The organism is Dermabacter vaginalis, from assembly GCF_001678905.1.
GTDB classification, from domain to species: Bacteria; Actinomycetota; Actinomycetes; order Actinomycetales; family Dermabacteraceae; genus Dermabacter; species Dermabacter vaginalis.
The window spans coordinates 1,213,969-1,236,073 of the sequence record NZ_CP012117.1; the positions used below are offsets into that span (position 1 = coordinate 1,213,969).

Sequence of the window (22,105 nt, forward strand, 5' to 3'; positions counted from 1 at the left end):
GTAGCGTGGAAAACGATGTTTAGAAAGGACGAAACCGCATGACCCAGTCGCATATTCACGGCTCCGGCGGGGGCGATGATCACCAAGATGAACCGCTCGCCGCGCAGGGCTCTGGTCAGATTCAGGCATCGATTGCTTCGAGCGACGATCTGCTCGACGAAATTGACCTCGTACTCGAATCAAACGCCGAGAGCTTCGTGAAGTCGTTCGTGCAAAAGGGCGGTCAGTGACTGAGCTCAATGACCCCCTTACCTCACTTTCGGCGCACCTGAAAGCCGAGGGACTGCTCGCACCGGAACTTACGGCTAGGGGCGACATGGCGGTGAGCACGCCCGAAGCGACAACAATCGTCGCCCTTACGCATTCGCAGGGCGCCGCCGTTACGCTTGCCGCCGATCGACGTGCGAGCGCGGGGCACCGTATCGTCAAGGACGATATGACGAAGCTGTTCCTTGCCGATCGCTTTTCGGCAGTGGGCATTGCGGGAGCAGCAGGTCTCGGCATTGAGTTCGCCCGGCTCTTTGCACTCGAACTCGAGCACGTAGAGAAGATCGAAGGGCGAACCCTCAGCCACGAAGGCAAGGTTCGCAGGTTAAGCCTGCTCGTGCGTGCTCATCTCCAGCTCGCCATGCAGGGACTTGCCGCAGTTCCACTGCTCGCGGGTTTTGATGCACGCACCGGCACCGCCCGACTCCATACCTTCGACGCGACGGGTGGCGCCTACGAAGAACGCTTGTGCGCCGCGATCGGATCGGGAAGCGATATTGCGCGCGCTGTACTCGACTCACAGCGCTCCCGAGCAGAAACGACACAGGAGGACGCACACACACTCGTGCTCGAGGCACTCGCCGCGGCCTCTCGCCGGGATTCAGCAACTTCCGGTCTTCGTGGCGAAGCTCTTCCGGTTCTCGTCGACATCGACATCTCCGGTGCGCGATTCGTGAGTGCCGATCGGGTAAGGCACAGTGCGGAGACTCTCGCATGAGCATGCCGTTTTATATCGATCCCGAGCAGCTCACAAAAGACCGGGCAGATTTCTCTCGGCGGGGCGTGTCGCGCGGACTTCCCGTGATTGCCGCGAGCAGCGCCGAGGGGATCGTGATCATCGCGCTCAATTCCTCGACCTCGCTCATGAAAATTGGGGAGGTGCACGACCAGATCGCTTTCGCTGGAGCGGGGAAGTTCCATGAGTACGAGGCGCTCAGACTCGCAGCGGTGCGCTGGGCGGATACGAGGGCTTACCAATACTCGCGCCGCGATGTCTCGGCTTCCTCGCTCGCCAATGCTCTCGCGCACGCGATCGGGGAGGCATTTGTGTCTGCACCGAAACCACTTGAGATCGCCCTTCTTCTTCCCGAGGTGGGGGAGCACGTGGGTGATGACCGGATTTTTTCGCTGAGCTTCGACGGCTCCCTGAGCGATCACGGTACTTTTGCGGCTATCGGCGGAGTTCCAGAGGGGCTCGCGTCTCGTGCGCTCGGCGCGGATCTCGACAAACGAGGCGCCGATGAGGTCATCGATTTTTGTATCGACGAACTTTCGCACACCCACGCGCATGCCGGTACTCATGCCGAGATTGGTGTCCTCCGGCGTGGCGTTGCACTGCGCGCCTTTGAAAGGCATACCCCTCGAGACATGGGCGGTAAAGAAAGGATGAAGTTGTGAAACGGCGTGTAGGCGGCCTGGAAACGGAGTTTGGCCTCCTTGCTGTCTCGAAAGACGGCCGGCAGGCTCTCGAGCCCGAAGCGGCAGCACGTGAGCTGTTCCGCCCCGTTGTGGCGTGGGGCCGATCGTCGAACGTTTTCCTCACGAATGCGGGCAGGCTCTATCTCGACGTGGGGTCCCACCCCGAGTATGCGACGGCCGAATGCGATGATCCGTGGGAGATCGTTGCGCAAGAGCGAGCAGGGGAGCGGGAACTCCACGCGCTCGTGCAAGAGGCGAATGCTCGGCTTAGTTCCGACGGTTTTGATGCCCGTATCCATCTTTTTAAGAACAATGCGGATTCGCAGGGAAACTCTTTCGGGAGCCACGAAAACTATCTGGTCGAGAGGCGTGGCGAGTTTACGCGCCTTCCCTCACTCCTTGTGCCGTTTCTCATCACACGCCAAATCGTGACCGGTGCGGGCGGTGTTCTCGAAGGCGAAGGCGGGCCGGTATTCGGATTCTCGCTCAGGGCGGATCACATGTGGGAAACCGTTTCTTCTGCAACGACTCGGGCACGCCCGATTATTAATACGCGCGATGAACCTCATGGCGACCCTTCGCGCTTTAGGCGCCTGCACGTGATCTCGGGGGATTCGACCATGAGCGAGGTCTCCACGTGGCTCCGGTTTGCGATGACCTTCGCGGTTTTGCGCTTTATCGAGGACGGCCATGCCTTCCCCGACTTCGAGCTTGCGGATCCGATCAGCGATATTCGTCGCATTGCACGTGACCTCACGGCAAGCGAGCCGTTGAAGCTGAAGAACGGCGGTGTGAGTACGGCGCTTTCTATTCAACGTGCGTACTTTTCCGCGCTCGCGCGCACCTATGACGACCTCGACGAACGCATGATGGACACCTGGGATCGTGGACTTCGCGCCCTCGAGACCGGCGATTTCTCCCTCGTCAATCGTGAGCTTGATTGGGCAATTAAGCACGATCTCTTCACGACGGTTGCTCGCAGGCGAGGTCTTGCCCTCGATGCGCCTGAGATTCAGCGTCTCGAACTCGCCTATCACGACATTGACCCAGAACACGGCGTTTTCTACGCGCTCAAGAGACGCGGGCTTGCCCCGAGCGTGGTCAGCGAGGAACGCGTGGAGAAAGCGTGTCATACCGGTCCTTCTACAACGCGCGCGCACTTGCGCTCCAAAGTTCTCAAGGCCGCACGGGACAGGGGCGTGGATATCGCCGTGGATTGGACGACGGTTCGCCCGAATGCTCCCGGAGCGCTCCCGATCACACTGCTCGATCCGTTTGAGACCGAAAACCCACAAATCGAGGCTCTCCTCGTTACGCTTGGTGAGAATTCATCGGCACCTGCCGAGTTGAAAGGACTCCAGTGATTAACCGCCGCTCGCTGCTCGCCGCAGCCGCATCTACCTCCGCTCTCATCACTCTCGGGGCCTGCTCTGGTTCCTCGTCGCGAGAGGTCAACGGGGCCGCGCAGGCCTCGGATTCTGGCGGGAAAGCCACCTCCGATGGCGGCGGCGACAAGCGCGATGAGGCACACGTGCTCGACGGTGTCAAAGTCACGAGCGGATTTGGTGAAGATCCTGCCCTCGAGTTTGATGCTCCCCTCGAGTTTTCTGAGTTTCACTCCGCCGTTGTCAGCGAAGGTGACGGTGCCGCGATCGTTGAGGGCGATTTCATCGTGACGCGTTCTGCCTACTTTGACCCCGAGAGCGGAGACCTGCTCGCCTCGCAGTGGGAAGAAGGATCGTACTCGCCGTTCAAGGTGGATACTAAGTCGGTGGGGGATACTGCGACTGAATTCTTCACGGGCCTCAAAGAGCATGCCCGCTTCCTCATGGCTGGTGTTGCAGGCACCCAAAAGCAGAAGGTGCTTCAGGTGGGAGATGTCGTGGGGGTGGCACTCAAACGTGCCGAAGGGGCGCGCAAGGATCTCCCCCCGGAAGTCCCCGCCTATACGCTTGCGGAAGATGGCGCCCCTGAGCTTGGCGGCAAACCCGAGGGCGCTGCCCCGGCCTCGATGCTTATTGCACCTGCGATCGAGGGGGCCGGCCCGGCCGCAAAGAAGGGGGACACTCTCGTGATGCACTACCGAGGCTGGGATTGGGAGACTGGCGAGGAGTTTGACTCGTCATGGGGCCGCAGTGCACCGTTCTCCTTCAGGCTCGGCGAAGGTCAGGTCATCAAGGGCTGGGATGAAGGCCTCGTCGGCGCGAAGCAGGGAAGCCAGGTCGCTCTCATTCTCCCGCCCGCCTCTGCTTACGGTGACGCGGGTGAAGGCAACCAACATCCACTCGCCGGCAAGACCTTGTTCTTCGTCGCCGACGTCCTTTATGTCGCTTCACCCGAAGCCTAAAAAGTCATCCACACTACCGAGGAGATCATCATGGAAAAGCCCGTTGTGAGTTTCGAGGGGTGCTCGGCACCCGAGGAGCTCGTCATCATCGATGAGACGGTTGGCGATGGCCCCGAAGCCCAAGCCGGTGATGTTGTTGATGTGCACTACGTTGGTGTGGGCCTAAGCGATGGCAAGCAATTCGATGCCTCATGGGATCGCGGCGAGCCGTTGAGCTTTAAGCTCGGTGTCGGGCAGGTCATCCCGGGCTGGGATCGCGGTGTACAGGGTATGCGCGTTGGAGGTCGCCGACGTCTCGAAATCCCGTCGTCGCTCGCCTACGGCCCCCGTGGAATTCCGGGCGTGATCAAGGGCGGCGAAACCCTCATCTTCGTGTGTGACCTTGTTGGGGTGAGGGGACGCTGACATCTGAGCCACCAGCGCTCTTTGAACCTTCGCCGCGTGTCCGTGAGCCTGAGCGCGGCGAAGGGCGGCCGTTCGAAACGACGTCGGGCTTCACTCTCGCCCCCGAGCGTCCCGTTGTGTCCGTGCACGTGCTGGGGACGCTCGCGCATCTCGATCGGGCTTTCGAATACGCCGTTCCTGACACGCTCGGTGCCGTTGCTCCCGGCATGCGCGTCAGGGTGCGTTTTTCCGGCCGCGAGCACGAAGCGCTCGTGCGGGACCGCTACGAACTTCCGGAAACAACGCGGCCACTCGCCCCTCTCCTCAAGATCGTGAGCGAGGATCGCCTCATCTCCGAGGGCATGTTTCGCGTGTGCGAAGAGGTTGCGAAACGGTACGCGGGCTCTCTCAGCGATGTGTTGCGTCTTGCGGTTCCCGCTCGCAGCGCTGCCGCGGAAAAGGCCCACCACGCACGCCTCGAGCGTGACAGGGACACGAGTGCCCACGCTCCCGGGACTGCACACACCAGAGGCCCCGATCCCCTTCCAGATGAACGCTCCTATCGCGCGAAGTTTGCGGGGCTCGGCGCCTTTCTCGAGCATTCACGCGGAGGGGAGGCCACGCCACGCGCCGCCCTTGTCCTCGACCCCGTTGATTCCTGGATTTCCCTCGTGATCGAAGCGCTAAGAAGCCTCGATTGTGATGCTGGCGCGATCATTCTCGCGAGCGATCAGCGTGATGTGGATCGGCTCGCTCGCGCTCTCACGAAAAGCGCCATTGACCACGTCCAATTCGGTAGCGCCCAAGGACCGCACGCCCGTTACACGGCGTTCCTCTCGGCTCTCGACGGGCGGGCACGCGTGGTGATTGGCACGCGCAGTGCCGTTTTTGCGCCCGTCAGGAATCTCCGCATGATTGTCGTGTGGGACCCGGACGACGATCTCTATGAAGAACCACGCGCGCCATATCCCCACGCGCGCACCGTTGCTCTTACTCGAAGCTTCCAAGAGCGGTGCTCTCTCCTCTATGTTTCGCGGGCCCCGTCGGACTTCGCGCGCTACTTGACCCTTGCGGGAACGCTTGCGGCCCTCGAACCCGTGCCCGCACCCCACGCGAGCACCCACCCCCGCATCGAACTTATGGACGCCTATTTGCGCGAGCGAGAGGGTGCGAGTGGATTTTCTCGCTTGCCTTCGCATGCCCATGCGGTTATTCGTCGCGGGCTTGCTGAGGGTCCTGTTCTCGTGCACGTGCCTCGAGCGGGGTACGCCCCGGCTCTTGCGTGCCGTTTTTGCGGGACGAAAGCCACGTGCGTTCAGTGCCATGCGACCCTCGCCGCTCCGGGGCGAGGCGAGCTCAGCTGCAGTGTCTGCGCGCGCCGGTACGGGCAGTACCGTTGTCACGAATGCGGGGGAGCGGACCTGCGCCCTCTTGTGCTTGGACAGGAACGCACTGCGGCCGACCTCAAGCGATCGTTTCCCCACGCCACACTTCACGTGTCCGGCGGGGCCTCGGGCATCGTGGACGACGCTGACGTCCACGACGGCGACCTCGTCATTGCGACCCCGGGCGCCGAACCTCAAGTGACAGGCAAGTATGCCGCTGCGGTCATCGTCGACGCCTCCGCGTCCCTCGGCCGAGCCGAGTACAACGCCGATACAGAAACAGTTCGGCGCTATTCCCACGTGATCGGCGCTACGCGGACCTTCGATTGTGGCGGGCAGGTTCTCGTGGTGGGGCCGGATCAACATCCGGCACTGCGCTCTCTCGTGCTCGTTCGCTCGAACGCTTTCATTGATCGTGTGCTCGAGGAACGAACCGAACTGGGGTTGCCTCCCTCCTCCAAGGTTATTGAGGTCCGCGGTGAGAGAGCAGCCTGCAGCGATTTTCTTGAGCGATTCGAAGCGCCAAAAAGCACCGAAGTTTTCGGCCCTACGGAGGCCGCTTCCTTCGGCATCGACGCCGAAGCCAGAGTCATTCTTCGATGCCCCGTGAACCGCGCCTCGGAGCTTGTTGAGGCCGCTCGAGCAACGATGCTCGTGCGGAGTGCGAAGAAGCTGCCAGGATCGCTTCGCCTTCAGGTTGACCCGCCGCACGTGTTCTAGACGAGGCCGGTAGACTCGAGGCATCATGCGAATACTTTTTGCCGGAACGCCCGACGTCGCCGCGACGTGCCTTGCTGCACTCGCCGATTCCTCACACGAGGTCGTGGGGGTGCTCACTCAGCCCGATTCACGTGCGAGACGCGGCAATAAACTCGTCCCCTCACCCGTCGCCTCGCTCGCACAGGAGCGAGGCATTCCCACGCTTAAACCCGCGGACGCGAAAAGTGATGAGACCCTCGCCTGGATTCGCGAGACCGGTGCTGAGGTCGCGGCGGTGGTGGCCTACGGCCAAATTCTCGACGCACGCGTTCTTTCGTCTCTCACGCACGGGTTCTTCAACCTTCACTTCTCCCTGCTGCCCGCTTTCCGTGGCGCGGCTCCCGTCCAGCGCGCGATCGAGCAGGGCTTGAGCCAGAGCGGCGTGAGCGTATTTAAACTCGACGAGGGGCTTGACACCGGACCTCTCGCACGACAGGAAGTGCAAGAAATCCCGCCGCTCGCGACGGCTGGCGAGATGCTCGAAAGCATGGGTGCTCACGGCGCGCAGGTGCTCGTCGACGTTATGGAGGCGATTGAAGCCGATTCGCTCACGCTCGTGGAGCAGCCTTCGGAGGGGGCAAGCTACGCACGTAAGCTCCACCCCGATGAAGCCGCGATTGATCCCGCTCGACCCGCGAGTGACGTTGCCGCTCACATCAGAGCATTTGCCCCGAATCCGGGAGCTTTTGCGAGCGTCCGAGGCGCCCGCCTTAAAATTTTGGGGGTCGGTGCTGCCGAGGCTCCGGAAGGCATGATTCTCGCCCCGGGGGAGTTCGGCGTGACGAAAAAGAAAGTCTTTCTTGGAACGGCGACGCGACCAATTGAACTCACGATCGTGGGTCCAGCCGGAAAGAAACACATGGGCGCGGCCGACTGGGCGCGCGGCGCCCGACTTGAAACTGGCGAACGCCTAGACGAGGAGAGCGCGGCATGAGTGAGAAGCCGAGGAAATCCCGCGGGGGACACACGCAGCGGCACAGGAATGATGCCGGCCACGAACGCAGCGGCTCGCGCGGTAAGGGAGGCCCACGTAAAGGCTATTCGCGTCATCGCCCTAGCGAACGCCGACGCCACACAACGCCTTCACGCCTTGCTGCCTACGAGGCTATAAGGCGCGTGAGCAGCGAGGACGCTTATGCGAATATCGTGTTCCCCGCCGTACTTCGTCGTCACCGCATCGAGGGTCGCGACGCGGCTTTCGCCACTGAGCTGTTCTATGGAGCCCTGCGCGCACAAGGCCGGCTCGATGCGGTTCTCGCGCAGTGTGTTGATCGACCTCTCACGAAAATCGAACCGGCCGTCCTCGACGTCCTACGCCTCGGCGCCTACCAAATGCTCGATATGGAAGTCGCGGCGCACGCCGCGGCGTCCGAAACCGTGGGCCTCGCCCGAGAAGTGACGGGCGCCGGCTCGGCCAGCCTCGTGAATGCGGTGCTTCGGCGCGTCGGCGAACGCACTCGTGAGCAGTGGCTCGACATCGTCGTGCCCTCACGCGACGAAAACGCTGATCGCTTCCTCTCGATCACGTATTCGCACCCAGAGTGGATTGTGCGGGCGCTACGCGAGGCCCTCAAGGCACACGGTCGAGATCCACGCGAAATTGACGCGCTTCTGGCGGCCCAAAACGAGGCTCCGTCCGTCAGCCTTGTGATGCGTCCGGGCCTGACGGATGAGAACGAACTCACGAGGTCGGGCGCGAAGCCCGGTAGATGGTCATTGTTCTCCATGGCGTGGCCGGGGGGAGATCCGGGCCAAATCCCCGCGGTTGAAGAGGGGCGTGCCGCGGTTCAAGACGAAGGTTCACAGCTCGTCGCACTCGCCCTTGCGCTGGGCGCGGATACCCTCGTTTCCGAGCCCGATCACCACTGGCTTGACCTGTGCTCCGGCCCCGGCGGGAAAACGGCACTGCTTGCTGGAGCAAGCATTACCCATGACGCCGAGATCATGGCGGTTGAGCTTCAGGAACACCGCACGCGCCTCGTTGAACGCTCGGTCGCCACGCTCGTTGAGGCAGGTGCCGAGGTGGAAACGCTCACGGCCGACGGACGCGAGGTTGGGCAGAGATTCCCGGAGCAGTTCTCGCGCGTACTTGCCGACGTTCCGTGCTCGGGCCTCGGCGCTCTTCGTCGCCGACCCGAGTCACGCTGGCGGAAGAAGCCGGGAGACCTCGGCGGCCTCGCGCGTCTGCAGCGTGAACTCCTCGAGAGCGCCGTGCAGTCCGCCCAAGTCGGCGGGATCATTGCCTACGTGACGTGCTCGCCCCACGCGAATGAGACTCTTCTCGTGGTGAAGGAGGCTCAACGTCGCCATAAAGATCTCGAGGTGATCGATGCACGAGAGGCGGTTCGCGCGGGACTCCGTAGCGATGCGGGCGACATTGATCTTGGCGATGGTCCCTACGTGCAGTTGTGGCCGCACGTGCACGGCACCGACGCCATGTTCCTCGCGCTTTTGCGAAAGACCGATGCCACAACCACCTCGCACGTTCAATAGGAGAGTTCCACCGTGTATTCGACGTCTACGACGACCATCCACCCGTCAATTCTCAATTGCGACTTCATGCAGATCGGTTCCGAACTGGACCGGATCAACAACGCCGAGGCCGCGCACATCGACATCATGGATCAGCACTTTGTGCCGAACATGACGTTTGGTGTGAGCATGGTCGAACAGATCGCGAAGCGGTCGCCAATTCCTCTCGACGCGCACCTCATGATTGATTCGCCCGACCGAGACGCCGTTGCTTATGCGGAAGCCGGAGCCCAGTCGGTCACTTTCCATGTGGAGGCTTCGAGTGCGCCCGTGCGTCTTGCGCGGGAACTTCGTGCCAAGGGGGTGAAGGCCGGGGTGGCACTACGCCCCGCCACGCCCGTCGAACCGCTCATGGACATCCTTGGTGAGTTCGACATGCTCCTCGTGATGACCGTTGAACCGGGTTTTGGCGGCCAGTCGTTCATAGAATCAATGCTTCCTAAGGTGCGCCGCGCAAGGAAGGCGATCAGCGAGCGGAACCTCGAGGTTTCGATCCAGGTCGACGGGGGCATTTCGCGCACCACGATTGAGAGTGCCGCGGAAGCGGGCGCGAATGTTTTCGTTGCGGGAAGTGCCGTGTACAAGGCTCCCGACGCTGCGGCCGAAATCGACGCACTGCGCGCTCTTGCGCGCGCTCACCGCCACGCTTAACCCCCTCCATGAATGCCTCATTGCCGCGCACCGATGGAGGTCCTGACGCCCTTCCGGTGACATTTCGCCCCCGCGCGGTGCGCACGTGGGGGTACATCGTCGCGGGAATCTTCGCCGTCGCGTGCGTTGCTATGGCCCTCACGCTCCCGCTCATCATTCACCGAATTCTTGACTCCTTCGGTTTTGTTGTGCTTGCCCTGCTCGTGGGGTGGTTCTGCCACCGCCACGCGAGCGTGGAGGTCATGGCGAACGCCACCCACGTGCACATACGAAATGCCTTTTCGTCGCGGAGCTTTGAGTGGCCCGAACTCATCGGGGTGAGCTTCCCGGAAGGCGATCCGTGGGCGCACGTGGATTTGGCCGACGGCGACACCTACGCAGTCATGGCTGCTCAACGGGCCGACGGGGCCCGCGGAGTCGCCATGGCACGCGAACTCAATTCACTTATCGAGGAACACTCGCTTACCTCGTAGCCTCCGACGCCGCGAGGGCACCCGCGAGGGCGCTATAGAGAAAGCTCGCGTAATCCTCGTCGAGGCCACGGCCCATGGTCGAGACGCGGATGGGGAGGTTGCGCAGTGCCTGTTCGAGGCCGTCAGGTGAGGTTTCGACAACGTGATGCTGCTGCGCCCCGCGCGCAAGGCGAGCCCTATTGATGCTCGCGTATGATCCGGCGATGCTCTCGTCGATCTCACGCCTGTTCGGCGCCGGCACGCACGGCACTTCGACACTCGGAAAAAGCATGCGTTCGAGCACGATTCGAGAATGATGGGAAAGACCCACGTGGCGTTCGCGGGGATCGGCTTCGGAAACTCGCGGTGCGTGAATCGCGCGGGCACCCATGGCACAGGCGGCGTGGAGGGCATCGGCGATCGCGATCGAGCCGAATCCCCAGCGGGTGCCCGTACCGAGGTTGCCGGGGCCTTGGGCGACGATCACAGCATCGGCTTCAAAGTGAGCGCGCGCGGCGGCGAGCGCGGAAGGGATGGACACCGCTTCGGCATCGCCGCCAAAGGATTGCCCCGCGCTGATCGTGGCCGCGAGGAGGCCTTCCTCGCGCAGGCGCGCATTCGCGCGAGAATACGCTACGGGAAGCGCAGCCCAGTCCGTGTGCACATACACGAGGCGAGCCGCGGGGGAGTGGGCGCGAAAACCTGCAGCGATGGGGCCGACGGCTGAATGCAAACCGGCGACCACCACGCTCATCCCCTCGAGGTCCTCAAGAGCGTCAATGGCGTCGTGAGACTGCGAAGCCGGGTCGTCAAGTGCGTTCACCATCATTTGCTGAGGGGTATAGCGCGCCTTCATCATGTGCCCTTCCGGCAGCGCAGTCTCGCCCTCGGCATCAAGATTGGCGACAACAAAGGCATCCCCGCCTGTCCCGAGACCTTTGCGAAGCGCGTTCGTATTGACAAGGAGTCGATCACCCGGCTTGGGAGTACCAACTATGTCGAGATACGAGAGCGCGCTCACGCGGCTACCGTCGGAATCAAGTGCAACCCACACCCGGCTGACACCCGGCCACGCATCTCGTTTTTCGAGCACCGTTCCTGTTTCCTGCGCGATCATGCCCCAAGCTTATCGAGCCGCCGCGCTAGTCTTAACGCGTGCCACCCACCCATAATGTCGAGCGTCTTTTGAGCCTCGCCCTGACCCTCACGTCGAGCACGAGGGGTCTCACGCGTGAGGAAATCACCGAGTTCGTGCCTGGCTACGACCGCATGAATCCCACAAGCGTTCGTCGCCAGTTCGCGCGTGATCTTGCGCGACTCAGTCGTCTTGGTCTTGACGTGTCCTCTCACCCTGACCTCGTGAATCCTTCGACCCTTCGATACACCGCATCCGTGCGCGAGGGGAGAGCGACGACCGCCTCCTTCACTGAAACAGAACGGCTCATGCTCGCTTCGGCCGCAGCGATGTGGAACGCTGAATCCACCGGGAGCCTCGGTGCGCGTATACGTGCGAAGCTCGCGTCTTACGGGATTTCGACCGCGGCGGAAATGGCGCGCGGCGCGCTCGGTTCTTCTCCGGCAACGACGCCGCTGCTCGAGGCGCTCGAATCGCGGCAGTCAGTTGTTTTTTCCTATCGCTCGTCGACTTCGCAGAACGCACAAAGGCGCAAAGTCGAGCCGTGGGCGCTCGATGTTGTTGACGGCCGCGAGTACCTCTATGGATTCGACCTCGAACGCGAGGCCCCACGCCTGTTTCGTGTGAGCCGCATCGAATCGATTCCCCTCGAAGGTCCCGAGGCAAAGCATCCACGCCACGCTCATCCCCCTATACGAGAGTTGCTCTCCGAATCGGGAAGTCGCGAGGATGATGAGCCTCAAAGCCCTCCCATACGCGTGCGCATTGCCCCCTTCAAGGCCCTTGCACTGCGCACGGCCCTAGGCCTGAGTGCCGCCGAATCCGTGATCGACCTGCCCGCATCGCGCGCGAGGGGACTGCTCGAATCAGCGTGGGCCGAACCCCTGTGGGTGAGCCTCGAAGGAGAGAGTGCGCTTGCCCTCACGTGGGAGCGCACAAGAGCACGCATTGCCGCCCTGCACGCTGGATCGCCTTCACTCACCTGGGAGGAGGCTAGATCCTTTGAAAAAATCAAGCTTAAACGCGCCCGCGACGTGGGAAGCGGCGAAGGCGAACTGACGCGCCTCAGCGCCGAAATTGCTTACCTGCACGCCCACGGCGAGGTCGACACGGCGACGATGGCGAAAGAGTTTGGCCTCACGAACGAGGAACTTGAGGCCGATCTCGACGTCATCTATAACGCGGGGGACTATTCGCGAGGGTACGACGACTTGGTCGACGTGATTCGCGACGACGGGTACGTGTCCATCTCCGGCGCCGAGTCGCTGGCCCATCCCATGCAGCTCAGCGCGAGCGAAACGAGTGCGCTTCTCATGGGACTCGAAGCGCTTTCCGAATCGGGCACGAGCTTCCCGAGTGAGGATCTCAGGGGATTGACCTCCAAGCTGACCGCGCTGCTGCCCGAAGGGACGGCGGTTGCCGAGGTGCCGTCGGATCCAACACCGACCCAAGAAACTGAAGCCCTCCGTCGCGTTCTTCGCGCCCACGCGCGGGGTGGCTCCGTGCGGATCATGTATTCGCCTCCCACCAGAGAGGGCGTGAGCGTGCGCGATATTGCGCCGCTCGAGGTGAGTTCTCGATATGGGATGCTCTACATTCGCGCCTACTGCGAGCTTTCCGAAGCCGAGAGGGAATTTCGATCCGATCGCATCGTCGAATCGTGGGCCCCCGGCGATCCTTACGCCCCTGAGATCGGTGACCGCACGACCCCGCTCTCCTTCCCGCTAGAGGAATGGCCTAGCGTGACGCTCGCCATCGGCCACAAGGCCCGATGGGTCCTCGAGGCGTTCGGGGCGAAGGATCTTCGCGCTGAACCCGATTCTGGGCGGATCATCGCGCGCATCGCGCCGTCCTCACCTCATGCTCTGCTCGCGGCGGTCTTCGAAACCGGGGGCGAGGTAGAAATTCTTGACCCGGATCACATTCGGGAGGCCGTGCGTGGCGTGGCTGAGACCAAGGTCGCGCATCTAGGGGAGTAGGCTGGAGCGGCCGAGACGATCCGGACTGACCGGTGGTGTCTATGCGAAAATATTTTCACGTGTCGATCTCCTCGGCACACACATCACACGCTTTGGATGGTGATTAAACATGGGTACAGGTTTCATTCGGAGCCCTTGGCCGATTCTGATTCTTCTCGTACTGATCGTGCTGCTTTTTGGTGCGAACAAGCTTCCGGGCCTCGCGCGCAACATGGGTGAGTCCATGCGCATCTTCAAGAGCGAGGTTTCTGAAATGCGCAAAGATGATGAAAATGGCGACCACACCGAGGCCTCGATCGACGTCAAGCGTGAGCGCGGCGAGCGTTCGTACGACGCGCGCGACGACCGTGATCGTGACTACCGCCGTGAGGATCGTGATCGTGACTACCGCCGCGACGACCGTGATCGTGACTACCGTCGTGACGATCGCGACCGTGACTACCGCCGCGATGATCGCGACGACTTCCGCCGTGAAGAACCGGTGCGCGAGGCTCGCGATCGAGAGGACTTCCTCGGCGACGGCCGCTCTGACGACCTCTACCGCCGCGACTGAGACGAAACGCATCTAGCGTGCCCGGCCCTCCACTGGCGAGGACCGGGCAGAAACTGAGGGTAGGCGACACACGTGGCAAAAAAGAAGAAACGCCCCCGCGATCCGGAAGGGCGCATGAGTCTTGGCGAACACCTCGCCGAACTTCGTGACCGCATCTTCATCGTCGCGGTGTTCGTGGTCCTCTTCTCGATTGCCGGTTGGTTCCTTTACTACCCGCTATATGAGGCACTCGCCGTACCGTTCCGCGAACTCAAAGGCCTCGGGTATAACGTTGCGATCAACATCGGCGGTGTTGCCGGTACGTTCGAAACTCACTTGAGGCTCGCCGCCTACATCGGTGTCGCACTGAGCATCCCCGTGATCGTCTACCAAGCGTGGGCGTTCATTTCACTCGGTCTCAAAAAGAATGAGAAGCGCTGGGCACTGTCTTTCCTGTTCTCCTCGGGGCCGCTTTTTCTCGCCGGCGCGATCTTCGGATACTTCGCGATCACGCGCGCGATACCGATCCTCATGACCTTCGGGCCGAACAAGGAAGTTCTTCAGCTCGTGGAGTTCCGCGACTACATCGAGCTCGTCGTCAAAACCTGCATGGTGTTTGGGATTGCCTTCATCTACCCGGTGTTCCTTGTTGCGCTGAACATCGTGGGAATTCTCCCGTGGCGCACAATCCTCAAGGGATGGCGCTGGGCAATCCTCCTAAGCTTCATTTTCACCGCGGCTATGGTGCCTACCCCGGAGCCGATCACGCTTTTGCTCGTGACCTCGCCCTTCCTTGTCCTGTTCTTCGGTGCCGTCCTTGTGGCCTACATCCTTGAGACTCGGCGCGAAAAGCGGCTCAAGAAGCAAACGGCCTTCACGGAATCCGGCGAGTACATTCCGTCGGAGATCGCGCTTCCGAAGTCTCTCGACGACGCGTACGCCGACTCCCACAAGGATTCGGGTGGCTCGAACGACTCATGAACCGCCTGCGAGTCGGCGTGATCGCGAACCCATATGCGGCAAAGCGTCGAGCCGGCACCATCGATCATGATGTTTGCGCGCTTCTCAGCGTGGCTGGATTGTCGGTGGTCGATCTCTCCGCCCCCGATGCGCGCACAGCCCGGCGCCGTGCACGTGCGGTTCTCGACACGCTCGATGCGCTCGTAGTCGTGGGAGGAGACGGCACGGTCGCACTCGGCGCCTCTCTCGTGTGCGGGTCCCGCACACGACTCGGCATCGTCCCGGCCGGCTCGGGAAACGACCTGGCCCGTGCGCTCGGGCTTCCTCTTGGTGATCCCGACGCCGCCGTGCGCACCATCGTGTCCGCGCTTGCACGCCCTGAGCAACGCATCGACGCGATTGAGACCCACTTTGAAGCCGAGGGGAAAACCGAGAGCGTGATCGCCCTCGGCAACCTGAACATGGGTTTCGATGCCATCGTGAACGCACGCGCGAACCGCTCCCGCTACGGGTATACGGCTGCGGTTGCGCGCGAACTTCTCGCGTACAGGCCACGCGAGTACTGGGTTGAAATCGACTGTGGTGCCCGCACCGAGTTCGAAGCCTCACTTCTGACGCTCTGCAACTCGGGCTACTTCGGTGGGGGAATGAAATATTGCCCATCCTCGCGCCTTGATGACGGCATACTCGAACTGGTGAGCGTCGCGGGTATCCCGCGCGCTGGACTTGTGCGGTTTTTCCCTCGCGTTTTCTCCGGTACTCATGCGAGTCTCGAGCAATATACGTTCACGCGGTGCACGAGCCTGAGGATCGGCTCGCGCGAGCCGCTGGAGGTATGTAGCGATGGGGAGTCACGTTCGTTCCTCCCGCTTCACGCGCGGGTTTTGCCCGGGGCGGTGAGCATCCTGTCCCCACCCCTTCACGACGACGAGACAGAGGAAGGAACAGTATGAGTGAGCACACGATCGCCAACATCCGCGAGGGCTTCACCGGGCGTTTCTCGTTTGACCTCGATCCCTTCCAGCTCAACGCCATGGACGCGCTCGATCGCGGAAGCTCTGTACTCGTCGCCGCACCTACCGGGGCTGGGAAGACCATCGCTGGGGAGTACGCGGTGCACCGCGCGATTGCCCACGGGGTCAAGGTGTTTTACACAACCCCCATCAAAGCGCTCAGCAACCAGAAATATCAGGAACTCGTCGACTGGCTTGGGCACGAAGCCGTGGGGCTCGTGACGGGTGACGTCAACATCAACTCCGAGGCACAGGTTGTGGTGATGACGACCGAGATCCTCCGCAACATGATGTATGCCGATTCCCCCACGCTTCACTCGCTCGGCTACGTCGTCATGGACGAGGTCCACTACCTCGCCGACCGCATGCGCGGACCCGTGTGGGAAGAGATCATCATCCACCTGCCCCGCAGCGTGCAGCTCGTGGCGCTTAGCGCGACAGTGTCCAATGTCGAAGAATTTGGCGCGTGGCTCGAGGAAGTTCGCGGAAGCACGGAGGTGATCGTCTCGGAGCGCCGGCCAATTCCGCTGTGGCAGCACGTTCTCAGCGATCACGAACTCATCGACGTGTTTCTCGACGAAGATGGCCAGGCGACGCCTTCGCACGGCCCCTTTACGCATAGACGCTACCGCGAGGTCAATCCCTTGCTTGCCGAGATCGGCAAGGACTCGTGGGAGAAGGTCCCCTCCGACCGCCGCCACGGATCCAACCGCCGCGGGCGGGGCCGCAAGCACGGAAGGTCGGGCCGGCGGGGGTATCGTGATCGGCGCCAGGACCAGCGCGGGCACCGACGTTCAAGTCGCCATGACCAGCAGATGCGTCCTCGCGCCATGAGCCGCGCGGATGTCGTTTTCCTCCTCGAGAAGAAGGGCATGCTTCCCGCCATCTTCTTCATTTTCTCCAGAAGCGGCTGCGATCAAGCCGTATCGCAACTCATGCGCGCGAACGTGCGTCTGACCGATGACGCGGAGCGTTCTCAGATTAAGGAAGCCTTTCGGGCCGCGCTCGGCGATGTGCGCGCGGATGACTACGACGCACTGGGGATCGGCAGAATCGAACGCGCAGCCATGAACGGACTCGCCGCTCACCACGCCGGGCAGCTTCCCGCGGTCAAAGCCGTGATTGAGGATCTCTTCGCGCGGGGCCTCGTCAAGGTCGTATGCGCAACGGAAACGCTCGCGCTCGGGATCAATATGCCCGCACGCACGGTCGTGCTCGACAAGCTCACAAAATTCAACGGCACAGAACATGCGCAGATCACCCCGGGCGAGTACACGCAGCTCACGGGGCGCGCAGGGCGCCGCGGTATTGACGTCGAGGGACATGCGGTGGTCGTGGTCGGATCCTCGGTAGCGGCCCAGGACGTCGCCGGGCTTGCCTCAACGCGCACGTACAAACTCCGCTCGGCATTCAGGCCCACCTACAACATGGCCGTCAACCTGCTCGGCCGCTACAGCCTCGAAGAGGCCTACGAAACGCTTGAAAGCAGTTTCGCGCAGTTTCACACAGACCGAAGCGTTGTCGCGCAAGCCCGCAAGGCGCGCGAAAAGCACGACGTGGCCGAGCAGTATCGCGAGGCGATGCATTGTTCGAAGGGCGATATCGCCGAATACGCGGACATCCTCGAAAAAATCTCCGCGAGAGAAAAGGAATTGAGCCGCAACCGTGCCGATAAACAGCGCGAGCGCACCCGTTCAATCGTTGGCAAACTTCGACGCGGCGAGATTATTGCGATCCCCGGCGGGCGCCGCTCGGGATTTGCCGTGGTGATCGACCACGAGAAAACCGTGAAGGGGCCACGAGTATGGGTCGTGACTCGGGAGGGGCAGCTCAGGGATCTCTACCCCGAGGATTTTTCCGCGAGTCCCATGGTTCTCGAAACAATGAGGGTCCCCTCCCTTGACCGCATACGAAGCGCTCGCGTACGTAAGGACACAGCCTCGGCACTGCGCGAAAAGCTTCGCGGTGAAGAGTCGCCCCGAAAGGCTGTGAGGGCCCGTTCAACGGGGAAAACGGCTAACCCCAACCACGATCCTCTTCTGGTAGAACTTCGCGAAGCACTGCGCGCACATCCGTGCCATCACTGCGAGGAGCGCGAGCAGCACATGCGATGGATTTCCCGCTATCGGAAGGCGGCACGCGAGGCGGCCCGTGCCGAGCGAACAGTCACCCAGCGCACTTCTCATCTTGTGCGGCAATTCGACCGCGTGAGGGCAGTTCTTGAAGCGCTCGGGTATGTGGGGGAGGCCGACGCCGCAGGGCACGTCAGCGTGACTTCGAAGGGCGAGCTACTGAAACGCGTCTATTCGGAGCGCGACCTTATCGTGTGCGAGGCTCTCGATCAAGGGGTCCTCGAGAGGCTCTCGCCGGACGCGCTTGCAGCGGTTGCGAGCGCCCTCAGCTACGAGCCTCGACGCGATGATGGCGGGAGCGAGGACCATGACGATCGCGCCGTCACCCGCGCCCTCTATGCCCTCTCCTTCCTCGTCGATGACATCAACGTTCAGGAAAGGCGAGCCGGGCTCGAGCAGACTCCCGCTCCACACCCTGGTCTGTGCTCGGCCGTGTACCGCTGGGCGCACGGGGAAGGATTCGCACAGTCGGTAGGCAATATTCCCGTGGCGCCCGGAGACTTTGTTCGCCACGTTCGGCAGGTCATCGACCTTCTTGACCATCTCGCTCACGTCCCGGGGGAGGCACACACGGGGGTTGCCGCAACCGCACGTAAGGCACGCCTTCAGCTTTTGCGCGGGATCGTGGCTCAAGATATGTAAAAGCGCTGTTTTGAGAAACAGTCTGTGTCGGTCTACCGGTGAAGGCGAGGAATGACGGTTAAGAAGAGGCGTGCGGCGTTCATCTTCGCTCGCTCCTTGGCGCCGTTGTTCGTCTGCGACATCGTGCGAGGAGCCGCGCGTGAAGGCTAAGAACAGCAAAGCCGAAACTGAGACCCGCGAAATCCTCGTACCCCATTTCGAGGGCGAAAAGTTTACGCCCCCAATTTTTGCCCTCGTGAGCGCGGTGATTGGTGGTCTCCTGTTCCACTTCGCGTTTGATCCCTATGGCCTGTGGGGCCTTTTGCCGCTTGCTCTCGGCGCCCTCTTTTTTGCGTCGTTTACGCGACGCGCGAGCGTGGCGTTCGTGAGTGGTCTTGCCTTCGGAATCAGCGCTTTCATCCCTCTTTTCTCATGGGCGAGTATCTACGCCGGGCTTGGTCCGCATCTCGCACTCGCCATCTTCGAGGCTCTGTATATCGCCGTGTTCAGCGTGCTCGCACGGTTTATTCTCGTGCGCCGGGGTATCCGTTTCTCGAGCAGTGTGGGTATTGCCTGCCTGTGGGCGATCACGGAGTTTGCCCGCGCAAGCGTGCCGTGGGGCGGGCTCTCCTGGGCAATGAGTGCCTTTGCCTACGCCGATTCCCCGCTCTTGAATTTCGGACCGTGGCTCGGGGTGACGGGGATCGGGGCCATCTCAGGTTTGCTTGGCGCCTATGCTCTCAGCACCGTGGGTGCACTGACGTTCCGCCGCGCACGCGGCCGCAACGGGGTGCACGCCGTGTGGCCAGCCTCCGTGGCCATCATCATCGTGCTATGCGCGCTCGTGACGCCCAGGCCGGCCAACTCTGTGGATGCAGGCCATCATTCGCTTCGGGTCGCCGGGATTCAAGGAAACATCGAACGTCCCAAAGCCGGTTCTTACTACATTCCCGACACGATGTTCGACAACCACGTCGAGCAAACGCGCGACTTTCTTGCGGGCGGAGGTCATGCACGGCTCATCGTGTGGCCAGAGGATTCAACCGGCTGGGATGTGCAAAACAACCATGAGCGCATGGCCACTCTTCAACAGCTCGCACGTGACGCTGGTGCTCCCCTTCTCGTTGGCACACAGAGCCCTGATGGGGAAAAGGCCCGCATGAACACCTCGATTCTTCTTGACGCCGAGGGACCCACTGGCCAGGAATACACGAAACGACACCCGGTTCCCTTCGGGGAATACATTCCGCAGCGTGAATTTTTCTCGAAGATTACCGACAAGGTTTCGCTGGTGGAGCGGGATATGACCCCGGGCACCCAGGTCGGAGTGCTCGACCTTTCAGGCACCGAGGTAGGCGTACTCATTTGCTTTGAAATCGCCTATGAGCAGAGCGTCGCCGATACCGTCAACGCGGGCGCTGAGCTGCTCGTCGTACAGTCCAACAACGCCCTCTTCCTCGACTCCCACGAGTCCGTCCAGCAACTCGCACAGGCCAAGGTATTCGCCGTTATTTCTGGCCGGAGCGTCGTTCATATTTCTACCGTCGGAGATTCCGCTATCTACACCCCTGAAGGGCGGAAACTCGCAAGCCTCGACCACTGGACCGAGGGGACCATGGTTGCCGACGTCCCCGTGCGTACGGGTCTCACTCCCGCGATGGAACACGGAGCCGTGATCAGAGGAATCATCGCGGCCCTTGCCGGCGTTGTTCTTCTTGCAAGTCTCCTCGCTCCGCCGCGCACGATCAAAGAAAGGCGCTCACGCCCGTGACCACGCTCGTGATCATTCCTACCTATAACGAAATCGACGCGCTCCCGCCGACTCTGACACGGCTGCGGGATGCCGAACCACAGGCTCACGTCCTCGTTGTCGACGATGCTTCACCCGACGGCACGGGAGAGTGGGCCGAGCAGATGTCAACCAACGATGACCACGTGCATGTTCTCCATCGCACCGACAAAGGTGGACTCGGCCCGGCGTATCTCGCTGGTTTCGCGTGGGGACTCGAGCACGGCTACGACGTCTTGTGCGAGATGGACGCCGATTCTTCCCATCGGCCCGAGCAGCTCGGCACCCTCCTCACCGCGCTCGATCGCGGTGCCGATCTCGCGATCGGATCACGCTGGGTCACCGGCGGGGCCGTGCACAATTGGCCCCTGAACCGCGAGTTGCTGTCACGGGGCGCCAATACCTACGTGAATCTTGCCCTCGGTCTCGGGGTGAATGACGCAACGGCAGGCTTCCGCGCGTTTCGTGCTGACGTTCTCGAGACCGTCCTTGCGGGTGAATCTATTGCAAGCCAAGGCTATTGCTTCCAGGTCGATATGACTCGCAGGGTTCGCGCTGAGGGTTTTGTCATCCGCGAAATTCCCATCGACTTTGACGAGCGAGAATACGGAGAATCAAAGATGAGTTCCGCGATCATTCGCGAAGCTATGCTCCGCGTGACGCAGTGGGGCCTTGAGCACCGCCTCTCGCAGGCTCGTAGGTTCGTGAAAGCAGGTGCCCGATGAACACCTCTCAGAAAACTCGCTCGATTCCCGCTTGGGCGCTGCCGGTCGGTGCCATCCTCCTTGGGATCCTCGAAATTGCGCTCCTCATCTGGATCGGTTCAGCCACGCGCTGGTGGATCCCACTGCTTCTTATCGCGCTCGGCTGGGTCGTGGGGTTCGCACTCGTGCTTTCCGCGGGCCAGCAATCGATCACACGCATCATTTCTCTATGGCGTGCCGCAACGGGGCGAGGGGAGCGCAAGAAGCATCTTTCGCGCCCCGCGTTCACCCTCATTTCCGCCGTGCTTTTCTTCTTTCCCGGCGTCCTCACTGACATCGCGGGCCTCATACTTCTCCTCACCCCCGTGCAGGAAAAGACCCTCACCTCAATGGGGCTCGGTGCTGGTTCCTCTCCACGACGATTCCTCTTCACCTCTCATGGTGGGGCGGCTATCGAGAGTGAAATCGTGATCGATACAACCTCGCAGGCGTCGGAGCCGCCAAGGGGTGCATACCAGGGCGGTTCCTCCCACGTGAGCGGAGATACTCCCCAGATCGACACGAGCGATCGCACGCGACGCGACGGCCACGATCACCGAGACGGAAAAACGCCGCCCCCTTACGAGGGCGACGTTCTCTAAATGGCTTTGATCCCGGCCTGGATGGCCGGGCTTGGCTCCTACAGGAAGTGGCGGTTCGAGTGGAGCTTGCCGGCGCGCAGCAACTCGAGGCGCTTATCGAGAAGCTCCTGGAGTTCTTCCTCCGAGCGACGTTCGAGAAGCATGTCCCAGTGCGTGCGCTGAGGCTTACCGGGCTTCCCCTCAGGCTTTTCGTGGTCGCGAAGGACAGCGGTCTCGCCGCAACGGCACTCCCACACGAGGGGCACATCAGCCTCAACCGAGAAGGGGAGAATGATGATGTGCTTATTGGGGCAGTCGTACTTCGCTTCTTGGCGCGGAGCAGCGAGAACGCCGTCATCCGTTTCCATCGAAAGCGAACCGAGTCGGGTGCCTCGCAGTGAGCGAGAGTTCATCGAGCGACCTT

The 22,105-nt window shown here is 61.9% G+C and carries 21 protein-coding genes; 19 read left to right on the forward strand and 2 right to left on the reverse strand.

The features are described from left to right. Positions 1–38: 38 nt before the first annotated feature. The 11 genes from DAD186_RS05265 to DAD186_RS05315 all read left to right on the forward strand — a co-directional run bounded on the left by DAD186_RS05265 (position 39) and on the right by DAD186_RS05315 (position 10,217). Positions 39–230 carry a ubiquitin-like protein Pup gene (locus DAD186_RS05265; protein ID WP_065247797.1) on the forward strand — a complete coding sequence of 64 codons (192 nt, stop codon included), beginning with the start codon at positions 39–41 and terminating at the stop codon, positions 228–230. Further along, a complete protein-coding gene (gene prcB / locus DAD186_RS05270) occupies positions 227–985 on the forward strand; it encodes a proteasome subunit beta (protein ID WP_065247798.1) in 759 nt (252 codons plus the stop codon). The genes DAD186_RS05265 and prcB overlap by 4 nt, the downstream gene beginning before the upstream one ends. Then, positions 982–1,665 (forward strand): proteasome subunit alpha, encoded by a 684-nt coding sequence (prcA, locus tag DAD186_RS05275; protein WP_082991098.1) that lies wholly within the window; start codon positions 982–984, stop codon positions 1,663–1,665. The genes prcB and prcA overlap by 4 nt, the downstream gene beginning before the upstream one ends. Continuing rightward, positions 1,662–3,050, forward strand: coding sequence for a Pup--protein ligase (gene pafA, locus DAD186_RS05280; protein WP_065247800.1), 1,389 nt, complete (start codon positions 1,662–1,664; stop codon positions 3,048–3,050). Before prcA ends, pafA begins: the two co-directional genes overlap by 4 nt. Continuing rightward, positions 3,047–4,033 (forward strand): FKBP-type peptidyl-prolyl cis-trans isomerase, encoded by a 987-nt coding sequence (locus DAD186_RS11085; RefSeq protein WP_065247801.1) that lies wholly within the window; start codon positions 3,047–3,049, stop codon positions 4,031–4,033. Before pafA ends, DAD186_RS11085 begins: the two co-directional genes overlap by 4 nt. Positions 4,034–4,063: 30 nt before the next feature. Continuing rightward, positions 4,064–4,438, forward strand: a complete 375-nt coding sequence (locus DAD186_RS05290; RefSeq protein ID WP_065247802.1) for an FKBP-type peptidyl-prolyl cis-trans isomerase — start codon at positions 4,064–4,066, stop codon at positions 4,436–4,438. 116 nt (positions 4,439–4,554) lie between these two features. Further along, positions 4,555–6,522: a primosomal protein N' family DNA-binding protein gene (locus tag DAD186_RS05295; RefSeq protein ID WP_065247803.1), complete on the forward strand. Its 1,968-nt coding sequence runs from the start codon at positions 4,555–4,557 to the stop codon at positions 6,520–6,522. A gap of 25 nt (positions 6,523–6,547) precedes the next feature. Then, positions 6,548–7,495, forward strand: a complete 948-nt coding sequence (gene fmt / locus DAD186_RS05300) for a methionyl-tRNA formyltransferase (protein WP_065247804.1) — start codon at positions 6,548–6,550, stop codon at positions 7,493–7,495. Next, positions 7,492–9,054, forward strand: a complete 1,563-nt coding sequence (locus DAD186_RS05305) for an RsmB/NOP family class I SAM-dependent RNA methyltransferase (protein ID WP_065247805.1) — start codon at positions 7,492–7,494, stop codon at positions 9,052–9,054. The genes fmt and DAD186_RS05305 overlap by 4 nt, the downstream gene beginning before the upstream one ends. Positions 9,055–9,066: 12 nt before the next feature. Further along, positions 9,067–9,744: a ribulose-phosphate 3-epimerase gene (gene rpe, locus DAD186_RS05310; RefSeq protein ID WP_065247806.1), complete on the forward strand. Its 678-nt coding sequence runs from the start codon at positions 9,067–9,069 to the stop codon at positions 9,742–9,744. 8 nt (positions 9,745–9,752) lie between these two features. Beyond that, on the forward strand, positions 9,753–10,217 hold the full coding sequence (locus tag DAD186_RS05315; protein WP_065247807.1) for a PH domain-containing protein: 465 nt from the start codon (positions 9,753–9,755) through the stop codon (positions 10,215–10,217). On the opposite strand, the gene DAD186_RS05320 is transcribed toward DAD186_RS05315, so the two are convergent. Beyond that, positions 10,207–11,313: a DUF3866 family protein gene (locus DAD186_RS05320; RefSeq protein ID WP_065247808.1), complete on the reverse strand. Its 1,107-nt coding sequence runs from the start codon at positions 11,311–11,313 to the stop codon at positions 10,207–10,209. The genes DAD186_RS05315 and DAD186_RS05320 overlap by 11 nt on opposite strands. 38 nt (positions 11,314–11,351) lie before the next feature. Between DAD186_RS05320 and DAD186_RS05325 the strand changes: the two genes are divergently transcribed. From DAD186_RS05325 to DAD186_RS05360, 8 genes are all read left to right on the forward strand, one after another. After that, positions 11,352–13,310, forward strand: coding sequence for a WYL domain-containing transcriptional regulator (locus tag DAD186_RS05325; protein ID WP_157457090.1), 1,959 nt, complete (start codon positions 11,352–11,354; stop codon positions 13,308–13,310). Positions 13,311–13,419: 109 nt separating this feature from the next. Then, positions 13,420–13,863, forward strand: coding sequence for a twin-arginine translocase TatA/TatE family subunit (tatA, locus tag DAD186_RS05330; protein WP_065247810.1), 444 nt, complete (start codon positions 13,420–13,422; stop codon positions 13,861–13,863). A 72-nt stretch (positions 13,864–13,935) separates the two neighbouring features. Further along, a complete protein-coding gene (tatC, locus tag DAD186_RS05335; protein WP_065247811.1) occupies positions 13,936–14,823 on the forward strand; it encodes a twin-arginine translocase subunit TatC in 888 nt (295 codons plus the stop codon). Then, positions 14,820–15,755: a diacylglycerol/lipid kinase family protein gene (locus tag DAD186_RS05340; protein ID WP_065247812.1), complete on the forward strand. Its 936-nt coding sequence runs from the start codon at positions 14,820–14,822 to the stop codon at positions 15,753–15,755. The genes tatC and DAD186_RS05340 overlap by 4 nt, the downstream gene beginning before the upstream one ends. After that, positions 15,752–18,589 (forward strand): DEAD/DEAH box helicase, encoded by a 2,838-nt coding sequence (locus DAD186_RS05345; protein WP_065247813.1) that lies wholly within the window; start codon positions 15,752–15,754, stop codon positions 18,587–18,589. Before DAD186_RS05340 ends, DAD186_RS05345 begins: the two co-directional genes overlap by 4 nt. Positions 18,590–18,728: 139 nt before the next feature. Further along, positions 18,729–20,339, forward strand: coding sequence for an apolipoprotein N-acyltransferase (gene lnt, locus DAD186_RS05350; protein ID WP_236886204.1), 1,611 nt, complete (start codon positions 18,729–18,731; stop codon positions 20,337–20,339). Further along, the gene (locus DAD186_RS05355; RefSeq protein WP_065247814.1) at positions 20,336–21,082 is read left to right on the forward strand and encodes a polyprenol monophosphomannose synthase; all 747 of its coding nucleotides are present in this window, start codon (positions 20,336–20,338) and stop codon (positions 21,080–21,082) included. The genes lnt and DAD186_RS05355 overlap by 4 nt, the downstream gene beginning before the upstream one ends. After that, on the forward strand, positions 21,079–21,702 hold the full coding sequence (locus DAD186_RS05360; RefSeq protein WP_065247815.1) for an FxsA family protein: 624 nt from the start codon (positions 21,079–21,081) through the stop codon (positions 21,700–21,702). The genes DAD186_RS05355 and DAD186_RS05360 overlap by 4 nt, the downstream gene beginning before the upstream one ends. Positions 21,703–21,740: 38 nt before the next feature. Here the strand turns inward: DAD186_RS05360 and DAD186_RS05365 are convergent, their stop codons facing one another. Then, complete coding sequence (locus tag DAD186_RS05365; RefSeq protein WP_016664563.1) at positions 21,741–22,094, reverse strand: RNA polymerase-binding protein RbpA; 354 nt, start codon at positions 22,092–22,094, stop codon at positions 21,741–21,743. Positions 22,095–22,105 lie beyond the last annotated feature (11 nt).

Coding starts and splice junctions, on each gene's coding strand:
- DAD186_RS05265 (WP_065247797.1), top strand. CDS start 39: ATGACCCAGTCGCATATTCACGGCTCCGGCGGGGGCGATGATCACCAA.
- prcA (WP_082991098.1), top strand. CDS start 982: ATGAGCATGCCGTTTTATATCGATCCCGAGCAGCTCACAAAAGACCGG.
- DAD186_RS05290 (WP_065247802.1), top strand. CDS start 4,064: ATGGAAAAGCCCGTTGTGAGTTTCGAGGGGTGCTCGGCACCCGAGGAG.
- fmt (WP_065247804.1), top strand. CDS start 6,548: ATGCGAATACTTTTTGCCGGAACGCCCGACGTCGCCGCGACGTGCCTT.
- DAD186_RS05305 (WP_065247805.1), top strand. CDS start 7,492: ATGAGTGAGAAGCCGAGGAAATCCCGCGGGGGACACACGCAGCGGCAC.
- DAD186_RS05315 (WP_065247807.1), top strand. CDS start 9,753: ATGAATGCCTCATTGCCGCGCACCGATGGAGGTCCTGACGCCCTTCCG.
- DAD186_RS05320 (WP_065247808.1), bottom strand. CDS start 11,313: ATGATCGCGCAGGAAACAGGAACGGTGCTCGAAAAACGAGATGCGTGG.
- tatA (WP_065247810.1), top strand. CDS start 13,420: ATGGGTACAGGTTTCATTCGGAGCCCTTGGCCGATTCTGATTCTTCTC.
- DAD186_RS05340 (WP_065247812.1), top strand. CDS start 14,820: ATGAACCGCCTGCGAGTCGGCGTGATCGCGAACCCATATGCGGCAAAG.
- DAD186_RS05345 (WP_065247813.1), top strand. CDS start 15,752: ATGAGTGAGCACACGATCGCCAACATCCGCGAGGGCTTCACCGGGCGT.
- DAD186_RS05360 (WP_065247815.1), top strand. CDS start 21,079: ATGAACACCTCTCAGAAAACTCGCTCGATTCCCGCTTGGGCGCTGCCG.
- DAD186_RS05365 (WP_016664563.1), bottom strand. CDS start 22,094: ATGAACTCTCGCTCACTGCGAGGCACCCGACTCGGTTCGCTTTCGATG.